21 protein-coding genes are annotated in these 24,167 nt (G+C 69.1%); 15 read left to right on the forward strand and 6 right to left on the reverse strand.

Annotated elements, in window-relative coordinates; genetic code table 11:
- Window position 1 precedes the first annotated feature (1 nt).
- A complete protein-coding gene (gene kdgD, locus AC5L36_RS13010) occupies window positions 2-916 on the reverse strand; it encodes a 5-dehydro-4-deoxyglucarate dehydratase (protein ID WP_441215720.1) in 915 nt (304 codons plus the stop codon).
- A 115-nt stretch (window positions 917-1,031) separates the two neighbouring features.
- Between kdgD and AC5L36_RS13015 the strand changes: the two genes are divergently transcribed.
- From AC5L36_RS13015 to AC5L36_RS13025, 3 genes are all read left to right on the forward strand, one after another.
- On the forward strand, window positions 1,032-1,919 hold the full coding sequence (locus tag AC5L36_RS13015; protein WP_441215721.1) for a LysR family transcriptional regulator: 888 nt from the start codon (window positions 1,032-1,034) through the stop codon (window positions 1,917-1,919).
- Between the two features lie 460 nt (window positions 1,920-2,379).
- Window positions 2,380-3,393, forward strand: a complete 1,014-nt coding sequence (locus tag AC5L36_RS13020; protein ID WP_441215722.1) for a mannonate dehydratase — start codon at window positions 2,380-2,382, stop codon at window positions 3,391-3,393.
- A 15-nt stretch (window positions 3,394-3,408) separates the two neighbouring features.
- A complete protein-coding gene (locus tag AC5L36_RS13025; RefSeq protein ID WP_441215723.1) occupies window positions 3,409-5,118 on the forward strand; it encodes a PHB depolymerase family esterase in 1,710 nt (569 codons plus the stop codon).
- 226 nt (window positions 5,119-5,344) lie between these two features.
- Here the strand turns inward: AC5L36_RS13025 and AC5L36_RS13030 are convergent, their stop codons facing one another.
- Window positions 5,345-6,298, reverse strand: a complete 954-nt coding sequence (locus tag AC5L36_RS13030) for an aldo/keto reductase (RefSeq protein ID WP_441215724.1) — start codon at window positions 6,296-6,298, stop codon at window positions 5,345-5,347.
- Between the two features lie 201 nt (window positions 6,299-6,499).
- Here AC5L36_RS13030 and AC5L36_RS13035 point away from each other — a divergent pair, with 201 nt between their 5' ends.
- The 7 genes from AC5L36_RS13035 to AC5L36_RS13065 all read left to right on the forward strand — a co-directional run bounded on the left by AC5L36_RS13035 (window position 6,500) and on the right by AC5L36_RS13065 (window position 15,520).
- Entirely contained in the window at window positions 6,500-7,420 is a 921-nt protein-coding gene (locus tag AC5L36_RS13035; protein ID WP_441215725.1) for a helix-turn-helix transcriptional regulator, read from the forward strand.
- Window positions 7,421-7,642: 222 nt separating this feature from the next.
- Window positions 7,643-8,671 carry a LacI family DNA-binding transcriptional regulator gene (locus AC5L36_RS13040; RefSeq protein WP_441215726.1) on the forward strand — a complete coding sequence of 343 codons (1,029 nt, stop codon included), beginning with the start codon at window positions 7,643-7,645 and terminating at the stop codon, window positions 8,669-8,671.
- Between the two features lie 125 nt (window positions 8,672-8,796).
- Window positions 8,797-10,083 carry an extracellular solute-binding protein gene (locus tag AC5L36_RS13045; RefSeq protein WP_441215727.1) on the forward strand — a complete coding sequence of 429 codons (1,287 nt, stop codon included), beginning with the start codon at window positions 8,797-8,799 and terminating at the stop codon, window positions 10,081-10,083.
- Between the two features lie 59 nt (window positions 10,084-10,142).
- A complete protein-coding gene (locus AC5L36_RS13050) occupies window positions 10,143-11,087 on the forward strand; it encodes a carbohydrate ABC transporter permease (protein WP_441215728.1) in 945 nt (314 codons plus the stop codon).
- 2 nt (window positions 11,088-11,089) lie between these two features.
- Window positions 11,090-11,995 (forward strand): carbohydrate ABC transporter permease, encoded by a 906-nt coding sequence (locus tag AC5L36_RS13055; RefSeq protein ID WP_441215729.1) that lies wholly within the window; start codon window positions 11,090-11,092, stop codon window positions 11,993-11,995.
- A gap of 55 nt (window positions 11,996-12,050) precedes the next feature.
- Window positions 12,051-13,481, forward strand: a complete 1,431-nt coding sequence (locus tag AC5L36_RS13060) for a glycoside hydrolase family 32 protein (protein ID WP_441215730.1) — start codon at window positions 12,051-12,053, stop codon at window positions 13,479-13,481.
- Window positions 13,482-13,513: 32 nt separating this feature from the next.
- Complete coding sequence (locus tag AC5L36_RS13065) at window positions 13,514-15,520, forward strand: glycoside hydrolase family 32 protein (RefSeq protein WP_441215731.1); 2,007 nt, start codon at window positions 13,514-13,516, stop codon at window positions 15,518-15,520.
- Between the two features lie 89 nt (window positions 15,521-15,609).
- On the opposite strand, the gene AC5L36_RS13070 is transcribed toward AC5L36_RS13065, so the two are convergent.
- The gene (locus AC5L36_RS13070) at window positions 15,610-16,365 is read right to left on the reverse strand and encodes a DeoR/GlpR family DNA-binding transcription regulator (RefSeq protein WP_441215732.1); all 756 of its coding nucleotides are present in this window, start codon (window positions 16,363-16,365) and stop codon (window positions 15,610-15,612) included.
- A 57-nt stretch (window positions 16,366-16,422) separates the two neighbouring features.
- Here AC5L36_RS13070 and AC5L36_RS13075 point away from each other — a divergent pair, with 57 nt between their 5' ends.
- From AC5L36_RS13075 to AC5L36_RS13095, 5 genes are all read left to right on the forward strand, one after another.
- Complete coding sequence (locus tag AC5L36_RS13075) at window positions 16,423-16,800, forward strand: DUF4406 domain-containing protein (RefSeq protein ID WP_441215733.1); 378 nt, start codon at window positions 16,423-16,425, stop codon at window positions 16,798-16,800.
- A gap of 90 nt (window positions 16,801-16,890) precedes the next feature.
- Window positions 16,891-18,048 carry a sensor histidine kinase gene (locus AC5L36_RS13080; protein ID WP_441215734.1) on the forward strand — a complete coding sequence of 386 codons (1,158 nt, stop codon included), beginning with the start codon at window positions 16,891-16,893 and terminating at the stop codon, window positions 18,046-18,048.
- Window positions 18,041-19,174, forward strand: coding sequence for a hypothetical protein (locus AC5L36_RS13085; RefSeq protein WP_441215735.1), 1,134 nt, complete (start codon window positions 18,041-18,043; stop codon window positions 19,172-19,174). Before AC5L36_RS13080 ends, AC5L36_RS13085 begins: the two co-directional genes overlap by 8 nt.
- A complete protein-coding gene (locus tag AC5L36_RS13090; protein WP_441215736.1) occupies window positions 19,147-19,824 on the forward strand; it encodes a response regulator in 678 nt (225 codons plus the stop codon). Before AC5L36_RS13085 ends, AC5L36_RS13090 begins: the two co-directional genes overlap by 28 nt.
- Before the next feature lie 90 nt (window positions 19,825-19,914).
- Window positions 19,915-20,802, forward strand: coding sequence for a CHAP domain-containing protein (locus AC5L36_RS13095; RefSeq protein ID WP_441215737.1), 888 nt, complete (start codon window positions 19,915-19,917; stop codon window positions 20,800-20,802).
- Between the two features lie 141 nt (window positions 20,803-20,943).
- On the opposite strand, the gene AC5L36_RS13100 is transcribed toward AC5L36_RS13095, so the two are convergent.
- From AC5L36_RS13100 to AC5L36_RS13110, 3 genes are all read right to left on the reverse strand, one after another.
- Complete coding sequence (locus AC5L36_RS13100) at window positions 20,944-22,023, reverse strand: hypothetical protein (RefSeq protein ID WP_441215738.1); 1,080 nt, start codon at window positions 22,021-22,023, stop codon at window positions 20,944-20,946.
- A 7-nt stretch (window positions 22,024-22,030) separates the two neighbouring features.
- Window positions 22,031-22,477 carry a hypothetical protein gene (locus tag AC5L36_RS13105; RefSeq protein ID WP_441215739.1) on the reverse strand — a complete coding sequence of 149 codons (447 nt, stop codon included), beginning with the start codon at window positions 22,475-22,477 and terminating at the stop codon, window positions 22,031-22,033.
- Window positions 22,478-22,570: 93 nt separating this feature from the next.
- Window positions 22,571-24,166: a sensor histidine kinase gene (locus AC5L36_RS13110; protein ID WP_441215740.1), complete on the reverse strand. Its 1,596-nt coding sequence runs from the start codon at window positions 24,164-24,166 to the stop codon at window positions 22,571-22,573.
- Window position 24,167 lies beyond the last annotated feature (1 nt).

Genomic DNA, 24,167 nt, shown 5'->3' on the forward strand with positions numbered 1-24,167 from the left:
ATCACCCCAGCTTCTCGATCAGGGCCGTCAGCTTGATCATCTCTTCGTCGGTCAGATCCGTCAGCGGCGGTCGGACCGGTCCGGCGGGTCGGCCGATCGCGCGCATACCCGCCTTAACGATCGACACCGCGTAGCCCGGCCGCCTGTTCCTGATCTCCACCAGCGGCAGTACGAAGTCGTTGAGCCGGCCATAGACGCCCGCCCGATCCCGGGCCCGCACCGCGTCGTAGAACTCGAGCGCGAACTTCGGCACGAAATTGAAGATCGCTGAGGAGTACGTGGTCACCCCGAGTTCCAGGTACGGCAGGGCGAACGTCTCGGCGGTCGGCAAGCCCCCGATGTAGAGCAACCGGTCACCCACCGTCGCGTACAGGCGCGTCATCAGCTCGATATCACCCACGCCGTCCTTGAACCCCACCAGGTTGGGGCAGGTGCCGACGAGCCTCTCGATGGTCGGCACACTGAACGCGGCGTTGGCGCGGTGGTAGACGATCACGCCCAGCGAGGTGGCCGCACAGATCGCCTCCACATGCGCGGCCAACCCGTCCTGGCTCGCCTCGGTCAGGTACGGCGGGAACAGCAGGATCGCATCCGCACCGGCCGCCTCGGCGTCGCGGGCCATCTCGACCGCCTGAGCCGTGCCGTACCCGGCGGGACCGATGATCGGGACCGTCCCCGCGGTCTCCTGGACGGCGGCGCGCAACACCCGCCCCACCTCGCCGATCGTCAACGAGAAGAACTCACCGGTGCCACCCGCGACGAACAGGCCAGCCGCCGGATGGGACGACAGCCAGCCCAGGTTGTCGCGGTAAGACGCCTCGTCGAAATCCAGTTCGGCCGTGAAGTGGGTGACCGGGAAAGACAACAGCCCGGTACCCAGCGCGTGCCGGATCTCTTCCGGGGCGTATCGCGTCATGACGTCGAACTCCGTTTCGATGAGGTGACCGGTACGTTAAGCGGACAAGGCCATACCGATCCAACACAGATTTGGCATCGCCCAATACCTTTCAGGCATCATGCTGGGGGCGTCGATGTACACGCTTGATCAACTTCGGGGTTTCGTAGCCGTCGCCGAGGAGGGGCACGTCGGGCGGGCGGCCACCCGACTCCAGATGACGCAGCCGCCGCTGAGCCGTCAGATACAGCGGCTCGAGCGCGGCATCGGCATCGTGCTGTTCGACCGCACCCCCACCGGCGTGACGCTCACCCCCGCGGGTCGCGTGTTTCTCGACGAGGCACGCCGCGTGCTACACCTCGCGGCGGCCGCACCTCTCCTCGCCCGGCGAGTGGCCGCCGGGACGGCCGGAACCATCCGGATCGGGTTCACTGCCGTCTCAGCGCTGACCGTGCTCGGACATTGGATCGCCGTAGCCGCGAAGCATCTACCCGAAGTCGACCTGGTCCTGCACGAGATGGTCACCCACGCTCAACTCGACGCCATCCTGGCCGGCGAGATCGAGGTGGGACTGGTGCGCCAGGTGCCGCAGTCCGAGGTGCTCTCGTCCCGACTGGCCCACACCGACTCGCTCGTGCTGGCGGCGCCCCGCGGACACCCGCTCACCGCCCTCGGCCGACCACCTCGCCTCGCCGACATCGCACACCATGACGTGGTGACATACTCGCCGTCCGAGGCGTGGTACTTCTACGAACTCGTCGTCGCGGCCTTCCACCGTGCTCAACTCAGGCCCCGGTACGTGCAGCACATCAGCCAGATCCACACCGTCCTGGCCGTCGTGAACGCCGGGCTCGGTGTGGCTCTCGTGCCACGGTCGGCCTCCGCGCTCCGGTTGCAGAACCTCACCTTCCTGGAAGTCGAAGACCTTCCGGACGACACCGTGACGCTGCACTGCGTCTGGCGTACCACGCACGAGAATCCGGCGCTGACAGCGCTCCTGGAGCGGGTAGCGAACGAGAAATAGGCACATGCCAATGAGGTATCGGTCGATACCAAACCTGTGTTTGATCGGCATGACAGACCACGCTTAACGTACCGGTCACCAGTTCGAAACAGAGTTCGGCCATCGATTGGTCCGGACGTATCACGGTTACCCGGGCGGCATCCGCGAGCGTGCCGTCGGCCTTGCAGGAATCCGCATCAGGCGGGCGGCTTGGCCAGTCAACTCGAGGGTCACGGGCAACGCCACCCCGACCCGACCACCGACGTCGCGCGCCGGAACGCGTTTCTGTGCGCACAACGCGTGAATGATCTTGGTTTCTCGTTTGGAGGTCCCCATGGGTCAGGAGTCGATCAACCGCAGGGCATTGATCCAGCTAGGTGGGGTGGCCGCGGCCGGCGCGGGGACGGGGGGACTGCTTGGCCCGCCGTCCCCCGCACAGGCAGCTGGCGGAGACCGCCACCGGCCACCCCGCAGGCTCAAGATGTACGTCGGTACCCAGCGCCGCGCCTCGACACCGGCCGTACTGCGCGAATTCACCCGGCACGGCGTGACCCACTGGGTCGGCTACCCGCCCGCCCCTCCCCTGGCAGAGGGCCGTGGCTACTGGCTGCCGTCCGAGGTCGAGCAGACCCGCGAATTCGCCGAGCAGAACGGCGTCACCCTCGACATGGTTGCCCTACCGATGCTGACCTCGTCGCACATCGACCGCGACCCGCGGCCAGCGATCATGCTCGCGAAAAGTCCCGAACGTGACAAGGACATCGACGACATCCACCGGATGATCGAGGCGTGCGCGATCGCCGGCGTGCCGGCCTTCAAATACAACATGAGCCTTCTGGGGGTTCTGCGCACCGGCGAGGTCCCCGGCCGCGGCGGATCCTTGTACGGGCAGTTCCGGGCCGCCGACCTTCCCAAGAACGAGCCGCTGACCCGTGCCGGCGTCGTCGACGCGGACGCCTTCTGGGAACGCATCGACTACTTCATCCAGCGGGTGATCCCCGTCGCCCACCACTTCAAGGTGCGCGCGGCATGCCACCCACAGGACCCAGGAACGCCGCCCGGCGGCTACCGCGGCATCACCAACGTCCTGAGCGTCCCCGGCGGCAAGGGCCTGTTCACCTTCCTGTCCCTCCACAAAAGCCCCTACCACGGACTCAACCTCTGTGTCGGCACCCTGGCCGAGATGCTGTGGAACCCCCAGCGAGAGATCTACGACATCGTGCGCCGGCTGGCCCGGACCAAGCGGCTGTTCAACATCCATCTGCGCAACATCAAGGGCCGCCGCGACGACTTCATGGAGGTGTGGCCGGACGAAGGCGACATCGACCACGCCCGCGTCATCCGCATCCTGGCCGAGGAAGGCTACGCGTACAACGTGGACCCGGACCACGTTCCCGACCACCCGGACGACCCAGGCGGCAAACAGGCGTACGCCCACGGATACGGCTACCTGCGCGCCCTGATGCAGGCGGTCGAGAGCACCCTCGACCGCTAACGAGGAGACGACACTGTGAAACGAATAGGCACCGCCGTGGTGGCCGTCGCCTGTCTGACCGGGCTTACCTTCGCCGCCCCCTCCGCCGCGTCGTCCGCCCCTCCCACCGAGCCGGGCCTGCGACCGCTGCTGGACCAAACGCTGGTGGTCGACGGCATCACCAGGCAGTACGCCGTGTACGTCCCGAGCCAACAGCCCGTTTACCGTGTCGCGGACCCCAAGGACAACCCGATCGTGGTGATCCTGCACCCGGACGGCGAAACCGCCCATGAATACGCGCTGCGCACCCAGTGGTCACGGGTCGCCGAGGAGGAAGGCTTCATCGCCGCCTTCCCCACCGCCCAGAACGGCACGTGGAACGCCCACCTGGACCCGGGCCGGCCCGACGACATCGGTTTCGTCACCGCCGTAACAGACGCTGTCCGCGGCGCCTACCAAGGCAGCTCCGTCAACGTGTACATCGTCGGCGAAGGCACCGGCGCGGCCGTCGCCAACGAGGTCGCCGCCATCAACTCACCCAAGTACGTCGCCGTCGCCAGCCTCACCGGCGGCGCGCCCGCCGACTTCTACCAGACCGCCAGCACCCGCCTGCGAAATACCACGATGGCGAGCTGGACATTCGTCAACGGTCGCCTCAGCGGTGACGAACACCGGCAGATCGAGTACTGGAAACACGCCAACAAGGTCAACCCACGGCCTCAACACGAACACGGGAGAGACTTCAGCACCACCATCTACCGCAACCCCAACAATCCGCTGGCCCAGGTCCGCGTCTCCTACCTACGCAGCCCGTCCGCGCTCGGCGGCACCAGCGTGGCGCGAGCGGTATGGCGCGGCATGTTCCACCCGACCCTGCGCTTCACCGACCAGGACTCCACCAACGGACGCCTCGTCCCGTTCCAGACCGCCAGACAGATGCGGCTGACCGAGCACACCGCCAGCATCGCCGGCCAAACCCGCCGCTGGCTGGTCTACCTTCCCACCAACTACCGCAAGCTGACCAACCATGGCCGCAAACTCCCCCTTGTGCTCGCCTTCCATGGCCGCAACGGATCCGGCCGCTACATGGCCCAGCAAACCGGCTGGCACCAGGTCGGCGAAGCGCGCGGCTTCATCGTCGTCTACCCGCAAGCCGAACCAGCCACCGGACCCAACATCGGCTTCAGCGGAAGCATCGACGCGGCCAACCCCGACGTCTCCTTCACCCTCGACGTCCTCGCCGACCTCTCCGCCCGCTTCGCCGTTGACACCACCAGAGTCATCGTCACCGGCGTCTCCCAAGGTGCGGCCTTCACCAACCGACTCGCCGTGCAATACCCCCAGCTGTTCGCCGCGATCGCACCCTGCTACTCCGGACATCTCAACGCAGCCAGCTACAGCGACCCCATCGTGCGCACCGACGTACCCCTACCCGTGTGGCAATGCCGCGGCGTCAACGAGGTACCCACCGACTACCCTGGCGGCACCGCCGGCGAAGCCACCGCGAGAGTCTTCTGGCGGGAAACCGTCAACAAGAACACCGCACCACCAACCGTCGAGGTCGACGGCAGATACACCACCGACATCTACCACGACGGCGCCGCCGAGTATCGCTGGACCGTCAACGGCGACATCGGCCACTTCTGGCCCAAAAACCTGGGCTTCAAGCTATGGGACGACTTCCTGGCCCACTACCGGCGCCTCCCCAACGGCAGCCTCGGCCCGGCCGCGCTCCCGGATCGATGAGACCGGGACGTGTGCGCCCTCCGTGCCCTGGGTGCCGCCGGGGCGGGTCTCGTTCAGCGTGGTCGGAACTCGATGCGCAGGATGCGGTCGTCGCCGGGTCGGGGTTCGGTGCCACCCCAGTCCATGGGGGTATGGTCGCGCGCCAAGAGAGAGTTCGGCCGTCAGATGGCGGACGAATCTCCCCCTCCTTTCCCGCGTGGTCTCTGCTTCGGTCCACCGACGACTGCTACATCTCCTGCTCCCACCAGCCGCGCGTGTCGACGTCCGCGGCGTCCGCCAGCGCCTCCAGTTCCGCGATCTGCTCGTCGGCGAGCTCGATGCCACGAGCTCGGATCATCCCGTCGATGTAACCCGCCTTCGTGACCCCGATGATCGGGGTGGTCCCCTTGGCGATGGCCCAGGCGGTGGCGACGTCGGCGGCGGACGCGCCTCGGTCCTCGCCGATCGCCGCCATCCTGTCCGTCAGCGCCTGAAGCTGGGGCAGGACGCCGTTGTACGTGGCCGCCCGGCTGCTGCCCTCCGGCAACGGATGGGCCGGGCTGTACCTGCCGCTCAACGCCCCCTGCTCGAGGACCATGTAGGAAAAGAACGGCACGTCGTGCTCGCGGCAGTGATCAAGAATGCCCGCGCGCTCAGCGGCCCGGTACAGCAGACTGTAGTGGTTCTGGACCGCCTCCACGCGGAAGCCGGCCTCGCCGAGGATCTGATCGGCGAGAGCGATCTGCTTCAGGTTGTGGTTCGAGACACCGACATGCTTGATCCTGCCGCTTTGCAGCAGCGGGATCAGAAGCGGCGTCCACCGGGCCACGTCGGCAGGGTTGTGGATCCAGTACAGATCCACATAGTCCGTACCCATCCGGTCGAGGCTCTGCTCGAGCATGTCCGCGACCGGATCGTCGCCGTCGCCCGCGGCCTGCGGGGTGAACTTCGTCGACAACTGGTACTCGCTGCGGGCGTAGCCCTTCAGCGCCTGAGCGAGGACCGACTCCGAGCGACCCATGCCGTACACCACCGCCGTGTCCCACAGCGTGAACCCGTTCGACTGCGCCTTTTCGACGACCTCTCGCAGGCCGGACGCGGTCAGCTGACTGCCGAAATAGCCGTCGCCCACCTCGCCGCTGTCTCCCCAGGCCCACGTGCCCAGCGCCACCGCCGGCACTGTCAGCGTCTTGCTCGTCATGTCCCCTACCTCCATCGCTTGTCCGTCGGCCGCGGCAACTTGTCGTGAACGCCCAGTCGACAGCTCCGCCCGAGTCACGCACGCCCACGGAACGTTCGACCCCCAGAAGACCGCGATCGCCGGCGCCGGAGAAGGTCGCGTTTATCGGGGGTACAACCTCAACCCCCCCTCGCGCCGTGACCAGCGGCTACCGTGAATGACATGGACCAGCAGCCCGGAAACCGCGGCGAAATCCGGGACTTCCTTGCCAGCCGACGCGCCAAGATCACCCCGGCGGATGCCGGACTGCCGACCAGCGCCCGTCGGCGGGTCGCCGGGCTGCGGCGCGAGGAGGTCGCCGTCCTTGCCGGCGTGAGCACGGAGTGGTACACGCGGCTGGAGAAGGGTCACATCGGCGGCGTGTCCGAAGACGTCCTTGACGCGGTCGCTCGCGCCCTGCACTTGGACGACGACGAACGCACCTACCTGTTCGACCTGGCCCGGTCATCGCGGCCCGACAGTCGCACGCCGTCGCGTCGCCGGGACGTCGAGGTCCCGCCCCGGGTCCAGTGGCTGCTGGACTCCATGACGATGTCCTCGGCGTTCGTACGCAACGGCCGCATGGACGTCGTCGCCAGCAACCCCCTGGCCCGAGCCCTCCTCACGCCGATGTTCGACAGCGCCACCGTCGACAAGCGCGGCCGCCCCAACGTCGCCCGCTACATCTTCCTCGACCCCGGTGCACACCACTTCTTCGTCGACTGGGACGCCGCCACCATCGCCACCGCCGCCCTGCTACGCGCCGAAGCCGGGCGCGAGCCCCGCGACCGGCCACTACGCGAGCTCGTCGGCGAGCTGTCCACGCTCAGCCCCGAGTTCCGCAACCGATGGGCGGCGCACGACGTCCTGATCCGCCACGACGGCATCAAACGGCTCCAGCACCCCGACGTCGGCCACCTGGAACTGACCTTCCAATCCCTCGACCTACCCCTGCCCGGCCGAGCCGTGCACGACCTGGTCATCTACACCGCCGAACCCGGCAGCACGTCCGAAGACCGACTCAAACTCCTCGCCAGCTGGGCAGCTACCCAATCCCGGACGGCACAGCCCACCCACCACTCTGCGCAGCCCGACACGCTCTGACTCCCCATCTACGCCGATGTGAGGCGCCCTTCAGCAGGCGCCCTACCGGCGTCCAAGGGTCGGAATTCGTGGTCCCAAAGCGTTTAGGATCGCCCAAAATCGCTGAAACCGGGCGCCGAATGTTTCGTGTATGTAACGTCGGTTTACCTTCGTTGACAAACCGTTTTACCAGAAGCAAAGTGTTCTGCATTCCAGTGGTAAAAGGGTTTGGCAGGTGTCGAGATGGCGAAGCCGAGGGTGAAGATCCGCACGGTGGCCGAGGCCGCTGGCGTGTCTGTCACGACGGTCTCCCTCGTACTCAACGAGGTGGCCGGGGCCCGGGTCAGCGCGGAGACCCGGCAGCGGATCCACGACGCGGCACAGCGCCTCGGCTACGTACCGAACGAAGTCGCCCGGCAGTTGCGCGCCCAGCGGACCAAGGCGTTGGGTCTGCTGGGTGACGAGGTGACGACCACTCCGTTCGCGGGGCGGATGGTTCTGGGAGCGCAGGAAGCGGCGAGCAAGCACGGCTGGTTGCTGATGCTGCTCAACAGTGGCCAGGACCCCGAGTTGGAGCGCAAGGAGATCGCCGCGTTCCTCCGTGGGCGGGTGGACGGCGTGCTGTACACGACGATGTACCACCGGGTGGTGCGAGTGCCGGAGCGGCTGCGCACGGTGCCGACGGTGCTGCTGGACGCCGAGGACGACACCGCCGAGGTGCCGTCCGTGGTGCCTGACGAGCTGGACGGCGCGTACCTGGCGACGAAGGAGTTGCTGGATCACGGGCATCGCCGTGTCGGTTTCGTCAACCACAGCGGTGACATCCCGGCGACCTGGGGTCGGCTGGCCGGCTACCAGCGCGGGTTGCGGGAGGCTGGCGTGCCGTTCGACCCGAACCTGGTGGTAGCGGTTCCGCCGGTGGCCCGGGAAGGCTATGCCGCCACGTTGCGACTGCTGGGCGCCGAGCAGCGCCCGACAGGGCTGTTCTGTTTCAACGACCGGGTCGCGATGGGCGCCTACCAGGCGGCCGCGGCGCTTGGTCTGCGCATCCCGGCCGACGTGTCCATCGTTGGCTTCGATGACCAGGAGGAGATCAGCGAGGGTCTGCTGCCGGGGTTGACCACGGTGGCGCTGCCGCACTACGCGATGGGGGCGTGGGCGGTCGACGCGCTCATCGCCCGGATCACCGATCCACAGACGCCGGTGGAGCGCGTGCTCCTGCCGTGCCCGATCGTTCGGCGCGAGTCGGTGGGCACACCGCCGACGCTGTGACCGCGTAACACTGCCTGGCCGGTGGCACGGCCGCAGGCAGGAGATGACTTTCCGGTTCGTGACGGCCGCCGCGCTCACACCGCGACGGCGGCGAAGCCATGCCCAATAAAGAGGAGAAGGCACCGATGAACACTTCGAAGCGACGCTTGTTGGCCACCGGATTGGCGGCCGTGGTGTTGGCCGGCGTGGCCGCGTGCGGGTCGGGCGAGGGCGCGGGCACGTCCGCCGACGGCGGCCTGACCCTGTGGACGCACAATGCCGGCAACCCGCAGGAGCTGGCGGTCGTGGAGCAGATCGTCGCTGATTGGAACGCGGCCCATCCGGACAAGAAGGTCACGGTTCAGGCCTTCCCGCAGGCCGCGTACAACGAGGCGGTCGTCGCGGCGGCGACGGCGAAGAAGCTGCCCTGCATCCTGGACACCGACGCGCCCGCCGTGCCCAACTGGGCGTACGCGGGCTACCTGGCTCCGCTGGAGATTCCGGCCGACCTGCTGGCCAAGCAGCTGCCCAGCACGGTGGGCACCTACCAGGGCAAGACCTATTCCGTCGGTTACTACGAGGCGGCGCTGGGACTGTTCGCCCGCAGGTCCGCGCTCACGGCTGCCGGGGTGCGGATCCCCACGCTCGAGCAGCCGTGGACCGCCGCCGAGTTCGACCAGGCCCTGCGCGCGATCAAGGCGAGCAAGAAGTACCCGATCACCTTCGACCTGGGCACCGGCGACACCACGACCGAGTGGTGGACCTACGCCTACTCACCCTTCCTACAAAGCTTTGGCGGGGACCTGATCGACCGCAACACCTACAAGACCGCCAACGGTGTGCTCAACGGCGACAAGGCGGTGGCCTGGGCAACCTGGTTGCGGAATCTGGTGGAGCAGGACTACTCACCACAGAAGTCGAGCCAGGACGCGTTCGCCGACTTCGTCAACGGCAAGTCGGCGATGGTCTGGTCCGGCATCTGGAACGCGGGTTCGTTGAGCAAGGTCGAGGACGGGGTCGTGCTGCCCCCGCCGGACTTCGGCAGCGGCGCCAAGGTTGGTGGCGGGTCGTGGCAGTGGGCGGTCAGTAGCAGTTGTGCGGACAAGGCGACCGCGATGGAGTACCTGCGCACGTCGCTCACGGCCAAGAACATCGCGGCGTTCGCCGAAAAGCAGAACGTCATCCCCGCCACCGAGGAGGCGGCCGCGCTGGTTCCCGGCTGGCAGCCCGGTGGAGAGAAGCGGTTCTTCCTGGACGAGTCCAAAAAGCTGGCGACCGTCCGGCCGCCGACCCCGGGTTACCCGTACCTGACGACCACGTTCGCGAAGGCGACGCAGGACATCGTCGCGGGCGGAGACCCTAAGCAGATCCTGGACCGCGCCGCGAACGAGATCGACCAGGACCTGAAGTCCAACAACTACTACGGCTTCTGACCGTTCGCAGGGTGCGGGCGGCGGCTCGCACCCCGCGCGCACCGCCTTGGAGAGAAACGATGGCCGTCAGCATCTCACCGACCCCGGTCGCCGCCGCGGCGAAGCCGGCGCCGCGGCGTCACGACCGCCGGCAGAGCCGGGATCAGCGACGCGTGGGGCTGCTCATGATCGCCCCTGCTGGTGTCCTGCTTGCCCTGTTCTTCTTCGTGCCGGTCGCGTTGGGGTTCGCGCTGGCCTTCACCGACGCGCGCCTGATCAGCCCGAAGCCGCTGGAGTTCATCGGCCTGGACAACTTCCAACGGATCCTGGACGACCCGGTGTTCTGGAAGTCGTTGCGCAACACGCTGTTCTTCGCCGCCGTCGTCGTGCCCGTTCAATCGGGGCTCGCCCTGCTGCTGGCGTTGCTGGTCAACGTGAAGATGCGCGGCACCAACATCTTCCGGACGCTGTACTTCATCCCGGTGGTCACGTCCATCGTCGTCGTCTCGATCCTGTGGCGGTTCATGTACCAGCAGGACGGGCTGGTCAACAGCATGCTGCACTGGGCCACCGGCAACGTCGTACGCGTCGACTGGCTCAACAACACCAGCACCGCGCTGCCCGCGATCATTGTCATGTCGGTGTGGCAAGCGGTCGGCTTCCACATGGTCATCTGGCTGTCCGGGCTACAGACGATTCCCGGTGAGCTGTACGAGGCCGCCGACCTGGATGGCGCCGGAACCTGGGACAAGTTCCGCTACATCACCTGGCCCGGCCTACGGAGCACCCGCACCTTCATCCTGGTCACGATCACCATCGCCGCACTGAGCCTGTTCACGCAGGTCCACGTCATGACCGCGGGCGGCCCGCTGGACGCCACCTCGACGGTGGTCTACCAGGCCGTCCGGGTCGGATACCAGCAGCAGCAGACCGCCTACGCCTCGGCCATCTCGGTGGTCTTCTTCCTGCTGGTGCTCACCGTCTCGCTGATCCAGCGGTGGCTGACCCGAGAAAGGAACGCCTAGCCATGGCGATGCCCGCCGTCCACGGCGCCAAGCGCCGCCGACACCACGCCACCCGCGCCGCCGTGCTGGCTGCCCGCCTGGTGTGCGTGTTCCTGTTCGCCGCGCCGATGCTGTTCATGTTCGTCTCGTCGCTGAAGTCCGACACCGACATCTTCCGGGACATCGGCTCGGTGCGCGCCTTCCTGCCAGTCGGTGACATCTCATTGCGCAACTACGCCGGCGTGTTCGAGACCGTGCCGGCGGCCCGGTTCCTGCTCAACTCGCTGTTCATTTCTCTGCTGACGGTCGCGCTCGGTGTGCTGGTGAACAGCATGGCGGCGTTCGCGCTGTCCCGCCTGTCCTGGCCGGGCCGGCGCGTCGCGTTGAGCGTCGTGATCGCCACCCTGGTGGTCCCGTTCGAGACATTCGCGCTGCCGCTGGTGTGGTGGGTGAACAAGCTGCCCTGGCTCACAATGCACGGACTGCAACTGACCATCAGCGAGGGCTGGCTCGACACCTACCGGGTGCAGATCCTGCCGTTCGTGGCCAACGCCTTCTCCATCTACCTGTTCTACTCCTACTTCCAGAGCATCCCGCGCGAGCTCGACGAGGCCGCCCGGGTCGACGGCGCCGGATGGTTCCGCATCTACCGCACCGTCGTCATGCCGCTGTCCGGACCTGCCGTGGCCACCGTGTCGATCCTGACTTTCCTGCCGGCATGGAACTCCTACCTGTGGCCGCTCATGGTGGTCCAGACGCAGGAGCTACGGCCGGTCATGGTCGGCGTCTCCTACTTCTTCCAGCTCAAGGTCCACTGGGGCGAAATCATGGCGTACTCCACCCTCATCACCCTGCCGGTCCTGGTGCTGTTCCTCGCCTTCCAGCGCGCCTTCGTCAACAGCATCGCCTCCACCGGCGTCAAGGGATGACCTCCGCCGCCAGGCACAACCCCACCACACCGACTCCATCCGAAAGCGGTAGCCGATGACCATCGCCGACCCCGTGGAGAACCGCACGCAGGATGATGCGTTCCCCGCGCTACATGTGCGACCACCCGCGGGATGGGTCAACGACCCGAACGGCCCTTTCCAGTGGAACGGCCGATACCACCTGTTCTACCAACACAATCCGTCGGCGCCGGTGCACGCGAACATCCAATGGGGACACGCCAGCAGTGCGGACCTGGTGCATTGGCGCACCGAACCCATCGCCCTCACCCCGACGCCGGGACATCTGGACGCCGGCGGCTGCTGGTCCGGGTGCGTGGTCGACGACGATGGCGTGCCCACCGCCGTCTACACCGCGATCGGCAACGGCGTCCTCGACGCCAGCATCGCCCTGGCCACATCCGCGGACGGGCAGCTGCGCACGTGGCGTAAACATCCGGCCCCCGCCGCCCGCGCTCCGCAAGGCCTGCACCTGATCGGCTACCGGGATCCCTTTGTCTTCACCGCCTACGGGCACCGTTACGCGCTCGTCGGCGCCGGCTTGCGTGGTGGCGGCGCCGCCACCGTGCTGCTCTACAGATGCGACGACCTGTACGAGTGGACCTACCTCGGCCCGCTGACCAACGCCGCGGACCCGGTGGCCGCGCGGTACGCCCCGGCGGACATCTGGGAATGCCCACAACTGGTGCGCCTGGGCGACCGATGGGTCCTGATCGTCTCCCTCTGGACCAGCGAGATCCTCGGCCGCGTCGCCTACCTCGTCGGAGACCTCGACATCTCCGGCGGCGTGCCCCGCTTCACCCCAACCCACGGCGGGCTCGTCGACGCCGGCCGCGACTTCTACGCCCCAGCCGTCCTGGCATCCCCGGAACGCGTCCTGCTGTGGGGCTGGTCCTGGGAGGACCGCACCGACGCCGACGTATTGGCGGGTGGCTGGGCAGGCCTGCTGACCCTTCCCCGGGTACTGACGCTCAACCCCGCCGGCCGCCTCGCCTCGACCCCCGCACCGGAGCTGCACGCGCTGCGCGGCACTCCCGTCCGACGTGTGGTGGCCGTACGGGAACAGCCGCAAACCGTGGACCTGCCATCAGGCCCACTCGACATCGAAATCCGCCTGCACAGCCAGGCACGGCAGCCGACAGCGCTCACACTGCGCCTGGGCGACAACTGGCTCACCGTCACGGTCGACCCCGCGACCGGACGCGCCGCAGTACACCGAAACGTGCTGCACCCCGAACGAGCCACCCGCGACGCCACCGTGCACATCACCGGTGGCACCGAGTCCGTCCACATGCGTCTGCTGCTGGATGGCTCCATCGCCGAGGTGTTCCTGCCCGACGGCGTCGTCTTCACCGAACGGCTCTACCCCACGACCCCGGCCCGGCACACGTCGCTGCACCTGCGTGGATCGGTCGGCACCCAGGCGGTGATCACCGCCTGGCAGCTACGGCTCCCCGGCGTCCCCTGAGAACGCCGGGAGCACAGCAAGGAGGGCACCCTGTGAGACCCACCCCCGCAACGATCGCCCGCAACGCCGCGCTCCTCGGTGCGCTGACGCTGGTGATCGCATCCACGCTCGCACCGCATCGCCTCGACGCGACGCCCGTAGCGGCGACCACCTACCGACCGCTGTACCACCACATCGTCCCGGACCGGTGGATGAACGACCCCCAACGACCCATCCACCTCAATGGACAGTTCCACTACTACTACCTCTACAACAACGACTACCCGGACACCAACCACACCGCCTGGCGGCGCGCCACCAGCACCGACCTCGTCCGGTTCACCGACCGCGGCGTCGCCGTCCCCAAGGACACCACCCCCAACGGCAGCATCTGGTCCGGCTCACCGGTCGTCGACACCAACAACACCGCGGGCTTCGGCGCCAACGCGGTTGTCGTGCTTGCCACTCAGGAACACGCCGCGAACAACAACGCCCAAGCCCAGTTCCTCTGGTACTCCACCGACGGCGGCGCCACCTTCCGCAACTACAGCACCACGCCGGTCATCCCCAACCCCGGCCGGTTCGACTCCCGCGACCCGAAGACCATCTGGGACAGCGACCGCAACCGATGGGTCACCGTACTAGCCGAGAACGACCAGCTCAGCTTCTACACCTCCACCAACCTCAGAAACTGGCAGCGAGCCGGCGAATGGCGGATGCCCGGCCTCGGTGTACTGGAATGCCCCGACCTGTTCAAGATGGTGGCCGACGACGGCACCACGAAATGGATCATCGGCGCGTCCGCCGACGGCAAGGGCATCGGCCAACCGAACACCTACGCCTACTGGACCGGCACCTTCACCGGCACCGGCTTCCAGCAAGACTCCGCACACCAGTGGCTCGACTACGGCTGGGACTGGTACGCCGCCGTCACCTGGGAGAACCCCACCAACCCACTGGGCAGCCGATATGCCATCGGCTGGATGAACAACTGGGCCTACTCGGCGAACACACCAACCTGGGCCAACGACGGCTTCAACGGCACCAACTCGATCGTGCGCGAGATCAAACTCAAGCGGCAAGGCACCGGCGGCTACAGCCTCGTATCCCAACCGGTCAACGGCCTCGACAACATCGTCGCGAGCACCACCAACCTCGGCACGATCCAGGTCAACGGCGTCGTCCCGCTCAGCTACTCCGGCGAGGCGTACGAGCTCACCACCGACGTCAGCTGGACCCAGCTCAACAACGTCGGCATGCAACTGCGCAAGTCCACCGACGGCACTCGCCACGCCGACGTCGGCGTTTACGGCGACTACGCCTACCTCAACCGTGGCTACACCAACCACCCCGACCAGACCAACAGGTTTCTCGAAAGCAAAAGCCCGTTCGACCCCGCACGCAAGAACGTCCGGCTACGCATCCTGGTGGACCGCACCACCATCGAAGTGTTCGTCGACGATGGAAAGCACGTCCACTCCAGCGAGGTCTTCGCCGCCCCCGGCGACAACGGCATCGCCCTCTACACCGACGGTGGCACCGCCACGTTCGCCAACCTCACCATCCGCAGCCTCCGCGACATCAACGCCCAACCCGTCCCGACCGGCACGGTGCTGGCCAGCTTCGAAAACAACACCTACGGATCGTGGGCCCGCACCGGCACGGCATTCGGCACCGCGCCAGCCAACGGCACCCTGCCCAACCAACAACATGTCAGCGGATACCTCGGCGACGGCCTCGTCAACACGTACCTCAACGGGGACGCCACCACCGGAACCCTGACCTCGCCCGCCTTCACCATCAACCAGCGGTATCTCAAATTCCTCGTCGGCGGCGGAAACCATCCCCACACCGCCGGCAGCCCCACAGCGGTCAACCTCGTCGTCGGCGGTCAAGTCGTCCGCACCACCACCGGACGCAACGAGGAATACCTCCGCTGGACCACCTGGGACCTCGGCAACCTCACCGGACGCACAGCACAGATCCAAATCGTCGACAACAACACCGGCGGCTGGGGACACATCAACGCCGACCACTTCACCCTGGCAGCCACCGCCTGACCAAGCCACCAACGGAGGGATCGTCAGCCCGGCCGCGCACTGACGGTCCCTCCCACCAACACATCACCCTGGCGCCGTTTAGGAGCCCGCTACGCATGGATGATCGGGATGTCGGCCTCGGTGAGCCGGCGCACGGTGTCGTCGTCGGCGGGTGCGTCGGTGACGATGCCGGCCACCGCGGTGATCGGCAGGACCGTGAAGCGGGACGCGGCACCGATCTTCTCGGCGCTGGCCAGCACGTAGGTGTCGGCGCTGCGACGCGCGAGGGCGCGCTTCATGGCGGCCTCGTCGGCGTCGCCGGTGGTCAGGCCGGCGTCCGGGTGTACCCCGGTGACACCCAGGAGGAACACGTCGGCGTTCACCGCCTGTGCGGCCTCGACGGCCGCCGCGCCGCAGGTGACGACCGAATGCTTGAACAGCCGGCCGCCCAGCAGATACACCTCCACGGCCGGATGCTGGGCCAGGGCCGCCGCGACCGTGGGGCTGTGGGTGACCACCGTGGCGGCGAGCGTCGTGGGCAGGACCTGGATCACGGCGAGCGCGGTCGTGCCGCCGTCGACGACGACGGTCGTACCCGGCTGGATCAGCGCGGCGGCCGCCGCCGCGACGCGCTGTTTGCTGGCGACGCCTACGCCGCGGCGCGTCGGATAGTCGGCTACCGCGGGCGAGGCCGGCAGCGCCCCGCCGTATACCCGCTGGCAGAGCCCCGCCGCGGCGAGGTCACGCAGGTCACGACGGATCGTGTCCTCCGACACGTCGAGCTCGGCCGCGACATCCTTGGCCACGACGCGCTGGTCCTGCCGGAGCCGGGCCAGGAGAAGATCTCGACGCTGCGCAGCCAGCATGCACGGTCCTCCACGTTCTTGTTTATTTCTGCACGTTCTACCGATACTCTCATGGTCATGCTGGCGACGAAACCCATGCTGATCCTCATTGCCGGGCCCTATCGGTCCGGCACCGGCGACGACCCGGACCTGCTCGCGGCAAATCTGCGCCGGCTGGAGGAAGCCGCCTGGCCGATCTTCCAGGCCGGCCACGTCCCGATGATCGGCGAGTGGGTGGCGCTCCCGGTGCTGCGGGGCGCCGGCGCCGGCAGTGTCGCCGATCCGGTGGCCGAGCAGGTGCTCTACCCCACGGCGCAGCGGCTGCTGGCGCACTGCGACGCCGTGCTGCGACTGCCCGGTGAGTCCACCGGAGCCGACCAAGACGTGGCAATCGCCCGCCAGCGCGGGCTGCCGGTCTACTACGACCTCACCGAGATTCCCGGCGTCGCGGCGTAACCGGCGGTGCCTCGTTCACCTCTTTGACCGCTCCCGGGGTTAGGGTGTCCTGCCGGCCGTGTCAGACGGGGCCTGAGGGGGCGGTGAGGCATGGTGCCGAGCGCCGGTGCGGTGGCGGCAAAGGCGCCGAGCGCAGGCGGCGAGTCGGTGGCGCTGCTGTCGCGGTTCGGGCGCCGGTTCGCCGCCGCCGTCCGCGTGATGATCTTCGGCCCGGTGGCCGCGATCGGGCTCGTCCGGGCGACCGGCGAGCACGCGATGCCGACCGCCGTCGTGGTCGCCGGCGTCGCGGCGTGGAGCGCGGTGTACGTGTGGTGGCTGCTGCGACGCGCCGGCCGGTGGGCGACCGCCGTGGACGTCGCGGTGATGGTGCTCGTGTGCCTGAGCATCTTCTGGACCGACGCCGCGGCTGAGGGCAACGTCGGCTGGATTCGCCTGCTGGTGAGCTTCGCCTGCGTGGCGTACCAGTGGTATACGCCGCTGGCCCACGGCGTCGCGGCGACCGCGGTGGCCGCCGGCACCTTGCTGGCGGTCGTCCTGGTCACCGAGCCTGCCGCGGACGTGGTGAACGCGGCGGTCTGGGTCCTCGCCATCGCCACGCTGTCCCGCACCGCGTGGACGCTGGTCATGCGCGGGGCGCGGAGCGCGGACCGGCTGGCGCTGGACGCCGAGCGGGCGCGCAAGGCCCAGCAAGTCGCCGCCGCGGTCCGGGCCGACGAGCGCGACCTGGTCAACGCGCTGCACGACACCGCGGCCACCACCCTGCTGATGGTGGGCAGCGGCCAGGTGCGGCCGGACGAGGGTTGGCTGGCGCCGCGGGCGCGGCGCGATCTGGAGATGCTGCGCGCGTACGGCGAGCGGGCACCCACCTCGGCCGATCTGGTCCAGCTTCTGCGCGCCGAGGTCGACGCGGTCAACCAGCTCCCGGTGAGCTTCTCCGCCCCCGCCGACCTGCCGGTGCCGTACCGGGTCGGGCGGGCGGTCGCCGACGCGGCGCGGGAGGCGCTGAACAACGTCGTGCGGCACGCCGCCGCCGGCCGGATCCAGGTGCGGCTGACCGGCGACCCGCGCCAGCTGCGGGTGGACGTGGTCGACGACGGCAAGGGTTTCGTGCCCGAGCTTGTCGCGTCGACCCGGCGCGGTCTGCGCGACTGCGTGCGGGGACGGGTGGCGGCGGTGGGCGGCACCGTGCGCGTGGCCTCGCTGCTCGGCGCCGGCACCACCGTGTCGTTGGAGTGGCGCGGTGAGTGAGGACCCCCGGGCCGCCATCGAGCGGGATACCCGCGCCCAGCTGATCGCCCGGCTGCGCGTGGGCATCCTGGTCACGGCTTCTGGCGGGCTGGTGCTGCTGAGCCTGCCCAACATGCTGCGCGACTGGGACCGGTACCAGCCGGCGTGGGCGCAGGCGGTCGCGTTCGCGATGCTGGCCGGCGTCCTGTGTGCAGAGGCCGTGCTGGTGGTCCGCGGCCGGCTCTGGCCGGCGGCGTGGCGGTGGCCGGCCGTGGGCGTGGTGGTCGCCGCGTCCGTGCTGTCGTACGCGGCGCTGCCCTACGGGCACTCGGCGACCGCCGGTGACTGGATCTTCGGCGAGGCGACCTGGGTGGGGCTCGTCGTACTGCTGAGCCGGCCGCTCCGCGTGCATCTCGCGTTCCTTGGTCTACATTGGAGCGTCGCGCTGGTGAACATGTTGCTCTCCACCGACGTCGACCGGACGACGGTGCTGCGGTTCGCCACCGGTTCGATCGGCGTCATCGGCTATCCACTGTGTATGGCGGTGACGGCGGCGGCGTTTCGTGGGATCGCCCGCTCGGCGGCCGCCGCGAAGTGGGAGACCGAACAGGTGGCCGTCGCCGAGGCGGCCGCGGCCGAGTCACACCGGCGGCGGCAGCAGCGCTTCACCGACCTCGACCTGAGCACGATGCCGTTGCTGGAGGGCCTGGCCAGCGGGCGGCTCGACCCGACCGACCGGCGGGTGCGGCACGACTGCGCCATCGAGGCGGCCCGGATGCGGCGGCTGTTCGCCGAGGTCGATGTCGTACCCAACCGGTTGTTGCACGAGCTGCGGCACTGCGCGGATGTCGCGGACCGCAAGGGTGTGCTGGTGGAGTTGGACGCTCGAGGCCAGTGGCCGGACCTGCCGCTGCCGGTGCGGCGCGACCTGACCGAGGCCCCGCTGACCGTGCTGGCGACGGCCACGTCCTGGGCGCGGGTGACCGTGGTCGGCGGCCCGGACCTCGTCTCCGTCAACGTGCTCGCCGACTGCGGGCAGGTGGAGCTGCCGCGCCCGGCGGCGCCGGGTGTGCGGCTCGACGCCTTCCGTAGCGGGGAAAGGCTGTGGGTGGAGGTGCAGTGGCAAGCGACCGCATCACCGCGGTGATCGTCGACGACCACGCCGCGATCGCCGCAGGCGTCCGGTACTGGTGTGAGCGGGCCCAGCCGCCGATCGACCTGATCGACGCGGGGGCCCGGATGGCGAACGTGTGGACCGGCCCCGGCGCCGAGGCCCACGTGGTGATCTTCGACCTCGAGCTCGTGCCGAAGAACCCGGGCTTCGGCGAGCTGCGCCGGCTCGTCGACCACGGCCGCCGGGTGGTCGTCTACTCCCAGCACGCCGACACCCGGACGGTCCTCAAGTGCGTCAACCTCGGCGCGCTGGCGTACCTCACCAAGACCGAGGGGCCGGAGCACCTGGTGCCGGCGATCCAGGCGGCCGCGGACGGGCGGCCCTACACCGCGCCCTCACTGGGCGGGGTGCTGATCGCCGACGACGACCCGAGCCGGCCGCGGATCTCCCAGCGCGAGGCGGAGGTGTTGCGCGCCTGGTTCGCCTCGTCTTCCAAGGAGCTGGTCGCCGCGAAACTGCACATCAGCGTCAAGACCGTCGACACCCACATCGAGCGGGTCCGGATCAAGTACGCGAACGCCGGCCGGGCCGCGCGCACCAAGAGCGACCTTGTCACGCGCGCCCTGCACGACGGCCTGATCACGCTCGATGAGCTCGGGGAGGCATCCGACCCCACAAGGTAACTGTGGGGTGTTCGCCTGACACAGTGCGTGTTCGGCCGTCCCTACCGTGAGCGCCGGGCAAACCCGCCCGCGTTCACAGGAGGTAGGGCCTTGATTCATACCGCAAGACGCCTTCGGCGTCTCGCCGTCGCGCTCGCCGCGGCGGCCGCGCTCAGCCTGCTCACCACCGGTGTGGTCGACCTGGCCAGCACCGCACGTCCGGCGCACGCCGACGCCGGCCCGGTCGTCGACGACTACCCCTACCGGGGCCAGAGCAGCGGCGTCGACCCGTGGAACTTCTACAAGGGACAGTGCACCTCGTTCGCCGCGTGGCGGCTCAACGACCGGATCGGCATCGACTTCACCAACCAGTACCTCGGCGAACACTTCGGCAACGCGAACACGTGGGACGACGCCGCCCGACGCGCCGGGCTGACGGTCAGCTCCACGCCGCGGCCGGGTGCGATCGCACAATCGGACGCCGGTTCGTTCGGCCACGTCGCGTGGGTCGCCCGGGTCAACGGCGACGGCACAGTGCTCATCGAGGAGTACAACTGGGCGCGGCCGTCCGGGTACGGCACCCGTACCGTCTCCGCGTCCAGCTTCGAGTACATCTACTTCGGCAACCCGCCGGCGGTGAACCTGGCGGCGGAGAGCGTGAACGGGGATCGGTACGAGGATCTGTTGGCGGTCGACTCCGGCAACGTGCTGTGGTCGTATCCGGGTCGCTCGGGGCTGGACCGGCGACGGCGACGGCACCTTCGCCACACCCGCCCAAATCGGCCACGGCTGGTCCACCTTCCGCCTCGCCAACTACTGAGTGCGGAGTACCGGAGTGCGGTGCCAGCGTGTCCGATGTGGACACGCTGGCACCACCCGCTCACGAGCCGCTACCGGTCTCGACCTCGCCGGCATGGTCGCGCCACCGCGTCAGGCCGCGGAAGTGTGGGCTCAGCACGGCGTCGTACGACTCCGACCGGGCCACCTCCCGCAGCGTGACCCGGCCGGCGAGCACATCGGCGGCGAACCGGCGCAGCCCCGGGTCGGGCGACAGCTCGCTCATCTGGCGGAGTCCGTCCAGCAGTGCCCGGGCGGTCGGCTCGTCGCCCCCGGTCATCTCGACCAGTTCGTCGTACGCGGTCACGGCGCTCCCGGGTGGTCGTACGGGCGGCTGGGCAGCGGCAGCGACTTGAGGCCACCCAGGTCGGTCATCGCCATCACGGCACCGGCGATGGCCGCGAGCGCGGTGCCGGCGGACTGGATGATTTTCGTGGCTTCCGCGGCGAGCGCCTGGATGCGCATCACCTGCGACGCGGTCAGCACGCCGCCGGCCCAGGCGCCGATCCCGGTCCAGCCCAGCAGCGTACCGATGCCGGCGCCGATACCGCCGACCATCACCGCGTCCGTGATGGCGGTGATGACACCGGCGATCTGGTTCGCGAAGAGCCAGTTGCCGCGCGCGGCCTCCTTGTACCGCTCGGACAGCTCCTGCAACGCCGACCGCGCCGCCGCGCACGCCGCCGCCACCTCGCCGAAGTACGCCAGCGCGCTGGCGGCGGCGTTGCCGGTCCAGTGGCGGCCAACCTCCTCGCTGGCGTACCGGATGTTCTGACCGACGTCGTCCAAGCAGTCACCGAGCCGCGCCACCGCGACGCCGAAGCGGGCCAGCGCCCGCCAGTCCCCGGTGAACGGCTTCGTCATCGACCCGATCAGGTCGAAGCCGACGGTCTCCCGAAGCAGCCAGTTGAGCCAGGACGCCGGGCTGACCACCTCGAACACCTGGACCGGATCGACGTACCCGTCGCCGATCGTGGCCTCGGGCTCCCCCGGATCGGTCAGGTGCACCTGGGGATCACGCCAGCCGGCCAGGGGCACCCGAACGTCGGGTGTCCGTGGCCGCAGCGGCCCGTACAGGACGGGCGCCCCGTCGAAGGTACGGTCCAGATCGGACGCCGCGGCGACGTCGGTGGTGACGTAGTACCGCTCCGCGAATCGCAGCTCCAAAGCCGACCGGTCGAGCAGGTACTCCAGGCGCCGCAACGCCTCGTCGACCTCGGCGGCCGCGTTCTCGTGGGCCGGGCGCAGCAAGCCGATCAGCCCGTCCTCCAGCCAACCGAAGTCGGCGTGGTCGCGGACATAACGCCGGCCCGCCGCCACGTCCAGCCCGAGCCCGTGAATACGCGACGCGAACGTTTCGAGCGCCGCGACGTCGACCCGCACCTCAGCCCTAGCCGCAGTGCACGTACCAGCGGGATCCATAGGCGTATGTGGTGCCGGCGCCGTTGTAGACGTAGCCGCCGTATGTGATGCACTCGTTCGGCGCGGTCACGTAGACCGGCCCGGCGTACCAACGGTACGAGTCCGAGTCGTAGCCCAGCTCGCCACTCTGGTCCTCGAGCCGCACGGTGGTCTTCGTGGGCACGCCGACGTGGGCGCTCTTGATGGTGACGGCACAGTTCTTTCGGGTGGAGGCGCTGTAGAGGACGTAGGTCGTGCCCCAGACGTATCCGCTGTTGGTCTTCAGGGCCACCGAGGACAGCCGGTAGTAGCTGGACCCGCAAAGGCCCTCCGGCGTGTACGCGGCGGCGGCTGGGCTCGCCGTGGCCGTCAGACCACCGACGGCGACGAGGCCGAGGGCGGCGATCCGCACGACGTGGCGGGTGAGTCGGCGCATGAAGCACTCCTTAGGCGTGGGTTGCCGATCGAAGCGCTCACGGTAGCTACGAACGCGCCAGACCTGTGTCGGGTGAACACCCCACAGCGTCGGTCAGTCGCGCAGGTACACCGTGTCCTTGTGCGACAGGCGCCCGCCGGTGAAGCACAGCCGGTACGCGGGCGACCGGACGTGCGGGTCGGTGCGGTAGAAGAGGCACTCGTCGACGCCGAGTGGGTCGGCGGGGGTGCCGTCCGGCCGCCCGGGACCGCCGACCTGCCATTCCGGGAGGTGCTGCTCCACCAGCGGCTGCGCGTCGCCGATGCGCAGCTGCTGGTACACGTCCCGGTGCAGCAGGGACCGGGACCGGCTGTCGGTGTCGACGGCGAACGCGAGCAACAGCACGGCGGCCGCCGCCACCGGTACCCAGATCGCGTCGATGATGGTGCGGCGGACCCGGCCGCGGGCCAGCGCGAGCTCGCGTCGCGAGGTGCCGGTGCTCGGTGGCGGGGTGGTGACCGCCGCGGCGGTCTCGGGGATCCGGGCGGTGACCGCGAAGCCGCCGTCCAGCGGCTCCGTGTGTAGCGTGCCGCCGGCAAGCCGGACCCGCTCGTGCAGGCCGACCAGGCCGTGGCCGCCGTCGGGTGAGCCGGGGTGCGCGCCGTTGGACGAGGCCGCCGGCGGCGCGGGCGGTGCTTGGTTGACGACGCTCACCACCGCGTCGGTCCCGTCCCGGTGCAGCGTCACCGTGACCTTCGCTCCCGCGGCGTGCCGTGTCGCGTTGGTCAGCGCCTCTTGAACTACCCGGTACACCGCCCGGTCCGTCATCGGCGCGAGCGGTGGCGAGCCTGGTGGGGACATGCCGTCGACGAGTGTCACCGGCATCCCCGCGGCCTCGGCGCGGGCGACCAGCGATCCCACGGTGTCGTCGGCCGGCAGCAGTGGCGGGCTCTCGCCGTCTTCGCGCAGCACGCCGACGATGTCACGGAGCCGCTGCGTGGCGGCGGACGCGGCCTGGCGCAGCTCCGTAGCGGCCTGCCGGGACCGCTCTCCGGCGTCGGGGGCCACCTGGAGCGCGGCGGCCCGCAACGCGATCATGCTGAGCTCGTGGCCGAGCGAGTCGTGCATGTCGGTGGCGATCCGTGAGCGCTCCCGCAGCCGCACACGGTCGCCGACGAGCTCCTGCTCCCGTTCGAGCCGCTCGGCGAGCTCCCAGCCGGTGCGGACGAGCTCGGCGTGCTGGCGCGCGTAACGGCCCGCCAGCCACGGGAGGACGAACGTGACCAGCACGTTGGCGAGCAGACCGAACCAGTCGGACATCGTGGCGCTCGCGGTGGCCGGCACGAGGAGCAGCCCTGTCGCGCACCCCGCGGCGAACAGCAGCAGCGGCTCCCGCCGCCGCGCCGAGCGCCGGCCCAGCAGGTAGGCCAGCAGCCCCTGTGCCAGCACGAAGTTGGCGCTAAGCAGCTCGGGCGTCGCCGCCAGCCCGAGCGCCATCGTCACCGCGGTCGCGGCCACCGGCGCGCGCCGGGAGATGAGCACCGCGAACGCCAGCAGCGGGACCGCGACGATCCGCAGCCACAGCACCGGCACCGCGGCCAGTTGCGCGGACTCCCCGTCGTCCGGGATGAGCAGTGGTGCGGTGATCACGAGCCACAGCAGCAGGTCGGCCGCCCATCTGCCGCTCACGAGCCGGGTGAGCCGTTGCACG

The sequence above is a fragment of the Phytohabitans sp. LZ39 genome (genome assembly GCF_059359075.1).